Annotated in this window: 12 protein-coding genes; 9 read left to right on the forward strand and 3 right to left on the reverse strand. The window is 59.9% G+C overall.

Features of this window, described 5'->3' with window-relative positions; translation table 11 throughout:
- The first annotated feature begins 15 nt into the window (after positions 1–15).
- From ftsE to BLV11_RS17260, 7 genes are all read left to right on the forward strand, one after another.
- Positions 16–687 carry a cell division ATP-binding protein FtsE gene (gene ftsE, locus BLV11_RS17230; RefSeq protein WP_091817386.1) on the forward strand — a complete coding sequence of 224 codons (672 nt, stop codon included), beginning with the start codon at positions 16–18 and terminating at the stop codon, positions 685–687.
- Entirely contained in the window at positions 677–1,678 is a 1,002-nt protein-coding gene (gene ftsX / locus BLV11_RS17235) for a permease-like cell division protein FtsX (protein WP_091817389.1), read from the forward strand. Before ftsE ends, ftsX begins: the two co-directional genes overlap by 11 nt.
- A 193-nt stretch (positions 1,679–1,871) precedes the next feature.
- Complete coding sequence (gene rpoH, locus BLV11_RS17240) at positions 1,872–2,732, forward strand: RNA polymerase sigma factor RpoH (RefSeq protein ID WP_091817393.1); 861 nt, start codon at positions 1,872–1,874, stop codon at positions 2,730–2,732.
- A gap of 129 nt (positions 2,733–2,861) precedes the next feature.
- Positions 2,862–3,794, forward strand: coding sequence for an NAD(P)-dependent oxidoreductase (locus BLV11_RS17245; RefSeq protein WP_091817396.1), 933 nt, complete (start codon positions 2,862–2,864; stop codon positions 3,792–3,794).
- A gap of 4 nt (positions 3,795–3,798) precedes the next feature.
- Positions 3,799–4,587 (forward strand): hydroxypyruvate isomerase, encoded by a 789-nt coding sequence (gene hyi / locus BLV11_RS17250; RefSeq protein ID WP_091817399.1) that lies wholly within the window; start codon positions 3,799–3,801, stop codon positions 4,585–4,587.
- Between the two features lie 116 nt (positions 4,588–4,703).
- A complete protein-coding gene (locus BLV11_RS17255; protein WP_091817403.1) occupies positions 4,704–5,384 on the forward strand; it encodes a winged helix-turn-helix domain-containing protein in 681 nt (226 codons plus the stop codon).
- A gap of 3 nt (positions 5,385–5,387) precedes the next feature.
- The gene (locus BLV11_RS17260) at positions 5,388–6,872 is read left to right on the forward strand and encodes a HAMP domain-containing sensor histidine kinase (RefSeq protein ID WP_091817407.1); all 1,485 of its coding nucleotides are present in this window, start codon (positions 5,388–5,390) and stop codon (positions 6,870–6,872) included.
- On the opposite strand, the gene BLV11_RS17265 is transcribed toward BLV11_RS17260, so the two are convergent.
- Both BLV11_RS17265 and greB read right to left on the reverse strand, forming a co-directional pair.
- Positions 6,873–7,160 carry a hypothetical protein gene (locus BLV11_RS17265; RefSeq protein ID WP_091817410.1) on the reverse strand — a complete coding sequence of 96 codons (288 nt, stop codon included), beginning with the start codon at positions 7,158–7,160 and terminating at the stop codon, positions 6,873–6,875.
- 233 nt (positions 7,161–7,393) lie between these two features.
- Positions 7,394–7,903 carry a transcription elongation factor GreB gene (greB, locus tag BLV11_RS17270; protein WP_091817413.1) on the reverse strand — a complete coding sequence of 170 codons (510 nt, stop codon included), beginning with the start codon at positions 7,901–7,903 and terminating at the stop codon, positions 7,394–7,396.
- Between the two features lie 220 nt (positions 7,904–8,123).
- Here greB and BLV11_RS17275 point away from each other — a divergent pair, with 220 nt between their 5' ends.
- The gene (locus BLV11_RS17275; RefSeq protein ID WP_245726062.1) at positions 8,124–8,972 is read left to right on the forward strand and encodes an alpha/beta fold hydrolase; all 849 of its coding nucleotides are present in this window, start codon (positions 8,124–8,126) and stop codon (positions 8,970–8,972) included.
- Here the strand turns inward: BLV11_RS17275 and BLV11_RS17280 are convergent.
- Positions 8,956–9,417 carry a MarR family winged helix-turn-helix transcriptional regulator gene (locus BLV11_RS17280; protein WP_091817416.1) on the reverse strand — a complete coding sequence of 154 codons (462 nt, stop codon included), beginning with the start codon at positions 9,415–9,417 and terminating at the stop codon, positions 8,956–8,958. The two genes, BLV11_RS17275 and BLV11_RS17280, sit on opposite strands and share 17 nt — an antisense overlap.
- A gap of 123 nt (positions 9,418–9,540) precedes the next feature.
- On the opposite strand from BLV11_RS17280, the gene BLV11_RS17285 reads away from it, so the two are divergent.
- On the forward strand, positions 9,541–12,693 hold the full coding sequence (locus BLV11_RS17285; RefSeq protein ID WP_091817419.1) for an outer membrane lipoprotein-sorting protein: 3,153 nt from the start codon (positions 9,541–9,543) through the stop codon (positions 12,691–12,693).

Here is a 12,693-nt window from a genome sequence, read left to right on the forward strand (position 1 = left end):
CGAGACCCAACGTCCATGATCGAGTTTCAGCAGGTCACCAAACGCTACGGCAGCGACCATACCGCCCTCAAGCAGGTGAATTTCCATCTCGACCGGGGCGAGCTGGCGTTCCTGACCGGCCATTCCGGTGCGGGCAAGAGTACGCTGCTGAAACTCATCATGTTGATGGAGCGCCCCAGTGCGGGCAACGTGGTGGTTGGTGGGCAGGTGCTCAACAACATGCCCCGCCGCCAGGTGCCCTATATTCGCCGCCACATCGGGGTCGTGTTTCAGAACCACCAGCTGCTGTTCGATCGCACGGTATTTGATAACGTCGCCTTGCCGCTGGAAGTGATGGGCGTGCCTGCGCGGGATGTTGGCCGCCGGGTCCGGGCGGCACTGGACAAGGTTGGCTTGCTCAGCAAGGAAAAAATGAACCCGATGCAGTTATCCGGCGGTGAACAGCAACGGGTGGGTATCGCCCGTGCGGTGGTCAACAAGCCGCCCCTGCTGCTGGCGGATGAGCCGACCGGTAACCTTGACCCGAAACTCTCGGCAGACATCATGCATCTGTTCGAGCAGTTCAGTCAGGTCGGTGTCACCGTGCTGATCGCCAGTCACGATATTTCGTTGATCCATGACATGGGCCGGCGCACCCTGACCCTGGAGCAGGGTCGGCTGACAGGAGGGATGAATCATGGCCTCTGATGCTGGTCGTCCACGTCAGGGTCGGGGTGGCGCCCAGTCCCGCAGTGAAGTCCGTGATGTTGCCGGAAGTTACCTGGCCCACCACCGCAAGGTAGCCCGGGAGAGCGCTCTCCGACTGTGGCATGCCCCGGTGGCCAGTCTGATGACCTGGCTGGTGATGGGCGTTGCGCTGGCCATGCCGGTCGCCCTGCTGCTGTTGCTGGGCAGTCTGCAGGGGGTCAGTGCCGGCTGGGAGAGTAGCGCTCGCATCACCACCTACCTGGCCGATGATGTCTCGCTGGAGCAGGCGCAACGGCTGCGCCTGGAGGTGGGGAGCCGGGCCGATGTGGAAGGTGTTGAACTGATCGACCGGGACTCCGCGCTGGCGGAATTCCGTGCGTCCTCTGGCCTCGCCGACGCCCTGGATTACCTTGATGAGAATCCGCTGCCGCACACCCTGCTGGTGACCCCGCCGGAAGTCGGACGCACCGCTGCTGCGGTGGAAGTGCTGGCGGCTGAGCTGGAGGCGATGACCGGGGTGGCCCGGGTACAGGTGGATCTGGGCTGGTTGCAGCGACTCAATGTGCTGACCCAGTTGCTGGGGCGGGCCGTCTGGGTATTGGCCCTGTTATTGGGTGGCGCGGTGGTTCTGGTGATTGGCAACACCATCCGTCTGGCTATTGAAAGCCGCCGGGACGAGATTCTGGTGGCGAAGCTGGTGGGGGGCACCGACGCTTTTGTTCGACGTCCCTTCCTTTACACCGGGGTCTGGTTTGGTCTCGGGGGTGGGGTGGTCGCCTGGATTTTGCTGGGGTTGTCGCTGTGGTGGCTCAGCGGCCCCATTGAGCGCCTGGCGACACTTTATCACAGCAATTTCACGCTCAGTGGGTTACCCTTTGACGGTGCCCTGGCGTTGCTGGCGATGGCCATGGTGCTGGGGTGGCTGGGGGCCTGGGTGGCGGTAAAGCGTCACCTTGATGCCATTGAGCCGGGGGTGCCGGCAGGGAGTTGATGCCATCGTTACGGAAACACCGTATGTTCGATTGTAACGAGGCAGAGTAGGTTTAATAACGGCAATAGTGCCGAATTTTTAGTTAACCGACTGTTTTGAAACATTTAATTTGTGTTTGTCGGGAACTTTTCGAGGCCTTGGCGGTCTCATCAGGAATTGGTATATTTGCAGGTCCCTAACTAGGAGGGAAAGCATGGGTACAAGTCTACAATTGGCAGACAAACTGGTTCCGGGTGTTAATCTTGAAGCCTATATTCAGGCTACAAGCCGGATTCCGGTGCTTACTGCCGATGAAGAACGTGACCTGGCTGAACGGCTTCACTATGAAGGTGATGTCGACGCAGCCCGTCAACTGGTCCTCTCCCATCTGCGTTTTGTGATTCACATCGCTCGCAGCTATTCCGGCTATGGCCTGCCCCAGGCGGACCTGATCCAGGAAGGCAACGTCGGGCTGATGAAGGCGGTCAAGCGCTTCAATCCCGAGTACGGCGTGCGCCTGGTATCGTTTGCGGTACACTGGATCAAGGCTGAGATCCACGAGTACATCCTGCGCAACTGGCGCATCGTCAAGGTGGCCACCACCAAGGCCCAGCGCAAGCTGTTCTTCAACTTGCGCAGCCAGAAAAAACGTCTGGCCTGGTTGAACCACGAAGAGCTCAAGGCGGTCGCCCAGGATCTGGGTGTGGAGCCGCAGGTTGTCCGCGAAATGGAAGGGCGCCTGGCATCTCAGGACACCTCATTTGATGGTCCCATGGACGACGATGATGATTCCTCGTATCAGGCTCCGGCTCATTACCTGGAGGATCGTCGTGCCGATCCCGCGATGCTGCTGGAACAGTCGGACTGGGCGGAGGATTCCAACGGTCGCCTGATGCAGGCTCTGGGCAATCTGGACGAGCGCAGCCAGGACATCCTGCGGGAACGCTGGCTGTCTGACAGCAAGTCCACCTTGCATGAACTTGCGGACAAATATGGCGTGTCGGCGGAGCGTATCCGTCAGCTTGAAAAGAACGCCATGAAGAAGATTCGGGTACAGATGACCGAGGTTGCCTGAGGGTAGCCGGTTTCCTGCCTGTAAAACGCCATCAGACCCCATGGGCTGGTGGCGTTTTTTTATGTGCCGTGCCCCAACCAGTTACCGAAACAATGCCTTATCTGATATGAGCTCTGGAGAATCTGGCCAATGACCGACTCAACCCCTGCCGCAAAACCACATCCGCTCCGCGTTGCCTTTCTGGGCATTGGCCTGATGGGGGCGCCGATGACCGTCAACCTGCTCAAGGCCGGTTTTGAGCTGACTCTGTGGAATCGCACCGCCAGTAAGTGTGAGCCTTTTGCCGATCAGGCCGCGCTGGCGACCACCCCCGCGGAGGCTGTCAGTGAGGCGGATGTCGTCATTACCATGCTGGAGAACGGTGAGGTCGTGAACGAGGTGCTGGTCAACCAGGGTGGGATCGACAATCTGCGCCCGGGAGCGGTGGTTGTCGACATGAGTTCGGTGCAGCCGTCACTGGCACGGAGCCTCGCCGAGCGCGCTGCGGCCCGGGGTGCAGGCTTTGTTGATGCCCCGGTATCCGGTGGCACCCGTGGTGCGGCGGCAGCCACTCTCAGCATCATGGCGGGCGGCAGTGAAGACCATCTGGACAAGGTGCGGCCGGTGTTGGAAGCCATGGGCTCGGTGACCCGGATTGGTCCGGTCGGCGCCGGCCAGTTGGCGAAGCTCGCCAACCAGGCCATCGTCGGGATTACCATTGGTGCGGTGTCTGAGGCCATGTTACTGGCCGCTAAGGGCGGGGCGGATCCGGTGGCGGTGCGGCAGGCGTTGCTGGGGGGCTTTGCCGGCAGCAAGATTCTGGAGCAGCATGGCCAGCGCATGATCGAACGGGACTTTGCTCCGGGTGCCCCGGCCCGGATCCAGCTCAAGGACATGCGCATGATCCTCGATGAAGCCCGGGCTGAAGGTCTGACCCTGCCGCTGGCACAACAGGTGCATAACGAATATCTGTCGCTGGTGGCCAATGGTCACAGCGAAGTCGACCACAGCGGACTGCTGCTGGAACTGGAACACCTTAACGGAACGCGTTTGGGTTCGATTGGCCCCGGCCGCAAGGAATAACGTCATGCCTAGATTCGCTGCCAACCTGACCATGCTGTTCAACGAGGTGGACTTCCTCGATCGCTTTGCCGCTGCTCGCGCCGCTGGTTTCGAGGGTGTCGAGTACCTGTTTCCCTACGCCTGGCGCAGGGACGAGTTGAAAGGCCGCTTGCAGGAGCAGGGGCTGACTCAGGTGCTCTTCAATCTGCCGCCAGGAGACTGGGACGGTGGAGAGCGGGGTATTGCCTGCCTGCCAGACCGGGTTGATGAATTTCGTCGAGGCGTGGAGCAGGCCATTGGCTACGCCCAGGCGCTGGATTGCCGTCAGTTGAACTGCCTGTCCGGGCTGCTGCCGGCTTCGCTGCCGTGGCAACAGGGCTGGGACACCCTGGTCGCCAATGTGACCTGGGCTAACGAGCAACTGCAGCGTGAAGGTATCACCCTGTGTGTCGAAGCCATCAACTCGCGGGTGGATATGCCGGGGTTCTTGCTTGATACCTCGGCCCGGGTGATGGCGCTGATTGAGGCGGTGGGGTCCGACAATGTCAAACTGCAATACGATCTGTACCACATGCAGATCATGGAAGGTGACCTGATCCGGACCCTGGGTCAGCTGTTGCCCCAGATTGGCCATATTCAGTTTGCCGATAATCCGGGCCGCCACGAGCCGGGCACGGGAGAAATCAACTTCACCAACGTCTTCGCCGCACTGGATCGCCTATCCTATAAAGGGTGGGTCAGTGCCGAGTACCGGCCCGCCGGTGAAACCGGGGCGGGGCTGGGCTGGCTGGCGGAGTGGGCGGATCGTCACTGACCGTCGCCAATGGCGACACCCTCTTACAAGATGTTAACTGGCTGTTGCTGCTGGCAGGCCGTACCCTGTTTTCAGACATCTGTTTTTCAGAAATTCCTGAATCTGGAGGCTGTTAGGTGAAAGCTCTGGTAATTGAAGACGATCAGGATGTAGCAAGTTACCTGATCAAAGGGCTGAAGGAGTCCGACTTCGTCGTAGATCATGCGGCGGAGGGCAAGGAAGGCATGATGATGGCGGCCAGTGAGGACTACGACATTATGATCGTGGACCGGATGCTACCGGGTATGGATGGCCTCTCGATCATCAAGACCGTACGGGCCACCGGAAACCAGGTGCCGGTGCTGATTCTCAGCGCCCTGGGTGACGTGGACGACCGGGTCGAAGGGCTGCGTGGCGGTGGTGATGATTACCTGACCAAGCCGTTTTCCTTCACCGAGCTGCTGGCGCGGATCGAGTCGTTGATTCGCCGTAACCGCCAGACTGCGGAAACCGAGACGGTATTGCGGGTCGCTGATCTGGAAATGGATCTGCTGGCGCGAACCGTCAAGCGGGCCGGACAGAACATCGACGTTCAGCCGCGGGAATTCCGCCTGCTGGAATACCTGATGCGCAACGCTGGCCAGGTTGTCACCCGCACCATGCTGCTGGAAAAAGTCTGGGACTACCATTTCGATCCCCAGACCAACGTCATCGACGTGCATATCAGCCGCTTGCGCGCCAAGATCGACAAAGAGTTTGAAACCCCCCTGCTGCAGACCATCCGCGGCGCCGGTTACATGCTTCGGGAATCTGCCTGACCTGTGAAACTGCTTAGCCAGCTCAGAACATCGACGTTTCAGCTTGCGCTGCTCTATATGGTGGTGTTTGCCACCTCGGTGTTTCTGTTGCTGGCATTCATTTACTGGCGTACCGCCGGCTTTATGGCCGCCCAGACCGACGAAACCATTGAAGCGGAAATCGCCGGACTTGCGGAACAATACCGTGGGCGGGGTATCAATGGCCTGATCACCATTATCCGCGAACGGGTTGCGCGGGAGCCGAACGCCAAATCCCTGTACCTCGTGACCACCGAAGACTACATGAAGCTGGCGGGTAACCTCACGGTATGGCCGGAGGGCAGTCAGTCGCAGAGTGGCTGGATCAATTTCACCCTGGATGAGCGGGTTGGCTGGGTTGGTCAGCCGCGGCTGGCCCGTGCCCGGATTTTCGAGGTGCAAGGCGGCTTGCGGCTGCTGGTGGGGCGCGACATTGATGATCTCACGGCCCTCAAACGGGTGATTGAAATTGCCATTAACTGGGGCATGGGCATCACCCTGGGGCTGGCGCTGCTGGGTGGTTTCATGATCAGTCGCAGTACCACCCGTCGCATCGAAGTGATCAACAACACCTCCCGCAAGATCATGAACGGTCACCTGTCACAGCGGATTCCCACCCGTGGTACCGGGGATGATTTCGACCAGCTGGCGGAGAACCTCAACCAGATGCTGGATCGGATCGTCTATCTGATGGAAGGTATTCGCCATGTTTCCGACAGCATCGCCCACGACCTGCGGACGCCCCTGACCCGGCTGCGCAACCAGCTCGAGACCACCCTGATGTCGGTGGATAATGACGAGGCCCGTGACCAGGCGGGCCGGGCGGTGGCTGAGGCAGACCAGCTGCTGGCAACGTTCAATGCCCTGCTGCGTATTGCCCGTCTGGAGACCCGCGGTAACGCTGCCGATATGAAGCCGGTATCCCTGGCCCTGCTTGTCAGCGATGCCTGTGAGCTGTACGAGGCCGTGGCGGAGGACAAACACCAGTTCTTCGAGCAGTCACTGGACGATGAGGCGATGATTGAGGGCGACCGTGACCTGTTGTTCCAGATGGTCAGCAATCTGATCGACAACGCCATCAAGTACACCCCGCAAAGTGGCGATATCCGGGTGGCTGTCTACCGCGAGGAGGCCGGTACGGTCTTTGAGGTCAGTGACAGCGGGATCGGCATTCCGGACGATGAGAAAGACAATGTGTTCCAGCGCTTCTATCGGGTCGGCAAGAGCCGGTCATTGCCAGGCAATGGTCTGGGGCTGAGTCTGGTTAGCGCAGTGGCAGAAATTCACCAGGGCCGTATCGAACTGAGTGATCGCAATCCAGGTGCTGACAATCCGGGGTTGACCGTCAGAGTGGTGTTGCCTGCCTTTCAGGAGGGTAGCCGGCGCCTGAAATCGGCTCCGGCCCGGCCAGAGGCCGAAGCGGCGGGAGACGGTGACGCCAGCTCGGTGGCGCCCCGTTCCCAGATCTGATCAGCCGCGAACCGCGCCGCGCAGTTGCTCGATACGGGCCAGCACTGGGCTCAGAATCGCATCAGCACGGGTTTCAACGCTGCTCACCAGAGCCTCGACCTGTGACCGGCGACGGTCGATGCGGGCCTGAATGCTATCCCATTCACCTTCCAGGTGCTTCTGCTCGTTCATCACAAAAGCCGCCAGGTTGTGACGGTTGACCTTACCGGTAATACCCAGCTGGTCGAGCTGGAACCCCAGGTTGTCGAGTCCGTTGAGGGCAGTATCGATGAGTTTCTTGGTGTTCATGTCAGGTACCTGTGACAGTGTATTCAAACGGTTAATAGTCTTAGGGTGTTCGACGTTAGTCGTAAAATCTAGAGTGCACAACCTAATTCCTGCCAGCGCCCGAAGCTCCCTGTCCAAACGTTAATGACCCGGCCACTTGCCAGTAACCGCAGCGGGAGATAATGGCTATAACCGGGTATCGACCTGTGTCGATGCCATGGTGCCCTCCAGCATAGCGCTAGCCTTGCCCCGTTTTACGGGGTTTTTTTATGGTCGTCATTGGCCCCGGTGTCCTTGGGGTATTCGATGTTGGTAATGGCCCAGTAGGCGGGGCCGTTCGGCGTCTGCACTTCCACTTCGTCATCCACCTGTTTCTTCAGCAGTGCCCGTGCCATGGGGGTATCGATGGAGATGTAGTCCTTGCGGTCAAAGATCTCATCGTAGCCGACAATGCGGAACCGCTTGGCCTCACCGTCTTCGTTTTCAATGTCCACCCAGGCCCCGAAAAACACCCGACCATCCTGTTCCGGAGCATGGTCCACCACCGTCAGTTCGGCCAGGGTGCGGCGCAGATAGCGCACCCGTCGGTCAATCTGGCGAAGCAGCTTCTTGTTGTACTGATAGTCGGCGTTTTCACTGCGGTCGCCGAGGCTCGCCGCCCACTGCACCTTTTTGGTGATTTCCGGGCGATGCTCCCGCCACAGGTAATCGAGCTCTTTTTTCAGGGCTTCAAAGCCGTCACGGGTGATGAGTTTTGCGCGCATGACTGTCCAGGCCAAAGGAGAATGGGAAATGGCGATCAGTGTATCAGAGTCGGAAACAGGGCTTGTTGAAAACTAAAAGTGCATATACACTTTAATGGTATCAAGGGTATGCCGGGCTGTTCTCTGCTCAATCTGGAGAGGCGTTCCGGCATTTTTATCCGACACTAAAGTGTATATACACTTGGAGGCGATGATGGCGATCGGATTGCAGGCGTTCCAATTGGCATTTGCAACATACAGTCGGCTGTTGCCGACCCGGGCGGCGGGCACGGCGACCCGTCTGATGACCACCCCGCGGGTACCGGAGGCGTTGCGTAAACGCAGCGTCAGCCTTGGCGAAGAGTTGGTGAATCTGGGCGGTGGTAGTTACCTGTCGGTTCGCCAGGGGGGGCCGCAGCGGGTGTTGCTGGTCCATGGCTGGTCATCGGGTGTGGGGTTGTTCGAGCCCCTGGTGAAGGCGCTGCCGGCCGCTGACTATACCCTTTATGCGGTTCACCCTCCGGGCCACGGCCCCTCCGCGCAGGGCGCATCCCATCCGGGCCGCTTTATCGAGGCCATTGAAGCTGCGCTCGATTATATCGACGCCCCCATTGATCTCGCCGTGGGTCACTCCATGGGAGCGGGCACCCTGGCCTATGTGGTTTCTAATGACAGCTGTGTCCAGCGTCTGGCGCTGGTGTCCGGGCCCGCGACGTTTGAGGGCCTGTTGCGAGGCTTTTCACGCTTCATGAAATTATCCCCCAGGGCGGAGCGCCGTTTCCTGCGTCAGATGGAGGAGACCGTCGGCCTGCCATTGACCGCGCTCGACATAACGGCGCGGGCCAGGCAGATCCAGGTGCCGACGCTGGTGATTCATGACCGCAAGGATCGGGAGGTGCCCTTCACCTGTGCCGAGCAGCTGGTGACGTCATTGCCGGTGTCGGAACACATTTACACCAGCGGACTGGGCCATAACCGCATTCTTCGGGACAGCGCTGTGATCGCGCGGCTGGCCGCGTTTGCCGGAAACTGCGTGGACAGTTCTTCGTGGCCGCGAGAGGAGGGTGAGTATGCTACAGCGTCGTCTTGACCTGCTTGCTGAGCTGGTGCAGCTGCCCGGCTACCGCATCCCAGTTGTCCTGCCCCACCAGGCGGGTGAACTCTTCGTGGGCCTGCTGCCAGCGTTGCACCGCCTGCTGGTAGAGCTCTTCCCCCTGCGGGGTGAGGGTCAGCCCGAGGGAGCGCTTGTGGCCGCTGGGCTCGGATTGCACCAGCCCTTTGTTGATCAGCATTTCCACCGTGCGCTGCAGCGACGTGCGCTCCATGCCCAGGGTTTCTGCCAGCTGGTGAATGGACTCGGGCGGGCTCACCTTGATGGCGTTGAGCACGGTGAACTGGGTGATGCGCAGGCCAAGGTCAGCCAGCCTGCTGTTGTAATGACGGGTAATCAGGCGGGAGAACACTCGCGAGTGCAGGGCGGCACATTGCCTGGCAATGTCCATGGGGGCGGGGGAGGTTGTCGCGGCGTCGGTCATGACGTGTGGCCCTGGTCTATTAAAGTGTATATGCACGATTATCGGAAACCCCTGCGGTTCTGTCCAGCGATAGCGGCGTAATTGATACTTAATAAAGTGTAAATACACTTATGGAGGTGAATTATGAATTCAGGCAACGACTTTGCCTCACGGTTTTTTACTCAGGTGGTCCGCTGGCGCTGGCCGATCCTGCTCTTGTCGCTTGTGCTGGTGGCAGCTGCGGGCAGCCAGCTGGGTCGTATGCAGAAGAACACGCAGGCCGATGCCTACATCAGTGCTGATAATCCCGCACTGATCTATCGAATTGCCGTGGAAGAGCGCTTTAATCTTAAGGACCCGATCGTGATTGCGGTGGTGGATGATCGCCAGGACGGGGTCTACCACAGTGAAACCCTGACCCTGGTACGTTGGTTGTCGACAGGGTTGAAGACGGTTGCCAATATCGATCCGGACGGCATTACCAGTCTGGCCACGGAATCCAACATCGAGGGCGATGCGGCCGGTATGGCGGTGGAAAAGTTCCTGGATGGCACCCTGAGCGATGCTCATGTGGATTGGATTCGTGAGGGCATCGCTCACTTTCCGCTGTACCAGGGCAGCCTGGTTGCCCGTGACAGTTCCACGACTCTGATCGTCGCGGAGCTGCTCGATGAGCACGACGCTGAAGCTACCTATCAGCGGGTGATGGCACTGGTGCAAGAGGCACCGGCTGTCGCGGGTGTTCAGCTCCATGTGGCAGGGGAGGGGGCGGTTGCCGGGTATTTGTCGTCCTATATCGATCAGGACGCACGTCGGCTCAATCCGCTGGCAGGGCTGATCATCACCATCATTCTGGTGGTGGCGTTCCTGACCCCACGGGCGGCGCTGATTCCCAATCTGGTGGTGGCCGGCACGGTGGCAACCACCCTGGGTGTGATGGCCTGGCTGGGGGTCGAATTCTACGTCATCACCAACGGCCTGATCGTCTGCATGATCGGTATTGCGGTGGCGGATTCGGTACACATTTTTTCCGAGTACTACCTGTCTGAACCCCCGGCTTCCGACAATCCGGTTGCCGATCACCGGGCCCGTATAGTCCAGACCATGGTGCGGATGTGGCGGCCAGTTACCCTGACCACCCTGACCACCGCCGCAGGTTTCCTGGCGTTATATCCCAGTAATGACATGCCACCATTGCAGTACTTCGGGGTGTTTGGAGCGCTGGCCGTGGTGGTGGCGTGGATGCTGAGCCTGCTGGTCATTCCCGCGCTGCTGGCGGTATTGCGCTTTCGCCCCAGCCGGCGCTTGCAGACGCCGGCGGCCCGCCAGTCCTCTTCTTTGCTCGTGCGCCTGCTGTCGCTTGCCAGCCTGCGTCGGCCCCGGGTCACCCTGTTGGTTGGGGCACTGGTGATGCTGGTGGCGGTCGTCGGCACGACCCGGGTGGTCGTCAATGAGGAGCGGATTGAAAATTTCCAGCACCACGAGCCGATCTATCAGGCGGATCAGATAATCAACCAGCGCATGGACGGCAGCCATTACCTGGACGTGGTGATTGAGACCGATACTCCGGAAGGGCTTTATGATCCCGCCGTGTTACGCCAGATTGAGGCGCTGCAACGGTTTCTTGAGTCCCAGCCGGGCGTTGCGGGCTCCACGTCGATCGTTGATTACATCAAGCAGATGAACAAGGCGGTCAATGAAGATGACGAACGCTATTTCCGGATTCCGGACGACGGTAACCTGATTGCCCAGCTGTTCCTGCTGTACAGCGCGTCGGCCGATCCCACGGATTTCGAAAACCGGATTGATTCCCCGCGTCAGACCGCGTTGGTGCGTGCCAGCCTGCAGGCGGGCTCCTATCTGATTTCCCGTGATCTGGTGCCGGTGGTGGAGCAGTACCTGCAGAGCCATTTCGACGGGGCGGTAAAAGCCAATCTCAGTGGTCGGGTTAATGTTGATTACCACTGGATTGGCGGGATTGCCGCCAGTCACCTCAGCAGTGTGCTGATCTCGTTCCTCGCGGTGCTGGCCATGGCTGCACTGCTGTTCCGCTCATTGACCGCTGGCTTCATGGCCGCGTTGCCGGTAGGGCTGGCGATTCTGGTGATCTACGCAGTGATGGCTGTGAAGGGCATCTGGCTTGGTGTGGGTACGTCGATGTTTGCCGCCATTGCCATTGGACTGGGGGTCGATTTCGCCATCCATACCCTGGATCGGCTGAGGCAGGAACTGTCAGCTCAGGGTGGGGCAACGGTGGCTGAGCGCATCACCGTGGTCTTCGCCTCCACCGGCAGGGCGCTGTGGTACAACCTGCTGGCGGTGGCGCTGGGGTTTGGCGTGCTGATGACCAGCCAGGTGCCGCCGCTGGTGAACTTCGGCCTGCTGGTGGCGTTGTCGGTGTCGATCGCCTTCGTCGCCAGCCTGGTGTTGTTACCGGCCCTGGCGGTCGTTCTCCGTCCGGCCTTCCTGTTTGGTCAGTCCGGCAGCCTCCTGAAAACCGCAGCCTGGGTAGCCTTGCTGGTCGCCATTGCCGGTTCGATCCAACTGGCGAATGCCGCTGGGGAAAGGCCGGAAGTGATGACGATCATCGAACGGATGAACGCCCGTGAGGATGGCGAGACGGTGCGACGTGACATGGTGCTCACCCTGACGGACCGTCATGGTAACGAGCGGGTGGAACAAACCCGCTCGTTCCGTCGCTATGAAGGTGAGACCAAGAAAACGGTGATCTTCTATACCGAACCCGCCAGTGTCGGTGGCACCGGGTTCCTGACCTGGGATTATCCGGAGGCGGACCGGGACGACGACCAGTGGCTGTATTTACCCGCCCTGCGCAAGGTGCGGCGGATCTCCGCGTCGGACCGCGGGGATTACTTCCTGGGCACTGACTTCACTTACGAGGAGATCAAGAAGGAAAGCAAGATTGAAGCGCGGGACTACGACTTCTCCCTTCGTGGGGAAGAGCTGGTAGACGGCCATCACACCTGGGTTGTGGAAGCCGTGCCGCGAACGCCGGACATCGCCGCTGAGCTGGGCTACAGCCGGATTCTGTTGCGGATTGACTCCGCCATCTGGATGCCGCGGTTGTGGGAGTTCTGGGATGAAGCCGGTAATGATCTCAAGACGGTTCATGCCACCCGCATTGAGCAGGTTGACGGCATCTGGTCGGTGCTGGATATCCAGGCCGAAAACCACAAGACCGGCCACATTACCCGCATGCAGTTCGTCGATACTGACTACCACGCCGAGGTGCCATCCAGGCTCTTTGAAACTCACGCCCTGACGCGGGGTTACTGA

Source organism: Marinobacter mobilis, assembly GCF_900106945.1.
GTDB classification, from domain to species: domain Bacteria; phylum Pseudomonadota; class Gammaproteobacteria; order Pseudomonadales; family Oleiphilaceae; genus Marinobacter; species Marinobacter mobilis.

Excerpts from the sequence above, each read along its gene's own strand:
- BLV11_RS17265 (WP_091817410.1), bottom strand. The coding sequence starts at position 7,160 with ATGAACACCAAGAAACTCATCGATACTGCCCTCAACGGACTCGACAAC.
- hyi (WP_091817399.1), top strand. The coding sequence starts at position 3,799 with ATGCCTAGATTCGCTGCCAACCTGACCATGCTGTTCAACGAGGTGGAC.
- BLV11_RS17280 (WP_091817416.1), bottom strand. The coding sequence starts at position 9,417 with ATGACCGACGCCGCGACAACCTCCCCCGCCCCCATGGACATTGCCAGG.
- rpoH (WP_091817393.1), top strand. The coding sequence starts at position 1,872 with ATGGGTACAAGTCTACAATTGGCAGACAAACTGGTTCCGGGTGTTAAT.
- BLV11_RS17285 (WP_091817419.1), top strand. The coding sequence starts at position 9,541 with ATGAATTCAGGCAACGACTTTGCCTCACGGTTTTTTACTCAGGTGGTC.
- ftsX (WP_091817389.1), top strand. The coding sequence starts at position 677 with ATGGCCTCTGATGCTGGTCGTCCACGTCAGGGTCGGGGTGGCGCCCAG.
- ftsE (WP_091817386.1), top strand. The coding sequence starts at position 16 with ATGATCGAGTTTCAGCAGGTCACCAAACGCTACGGCAGCGACCATACC.
- BLV11_RS17245 (WP_091817396.1), top strand. The coding sequence starts at position 2,862 with ATGACCGACTCAACCCCTGCCGCAAAACCACATCCGCTCCGCGTTGCC.
- greB (WP_091817413.1), bottom strand. The coding sequence starts at position 7,903 with ATGCGCGCAAAACTCATCACCCGTGACGGCTTTGAAGCCCTGAAAAAA.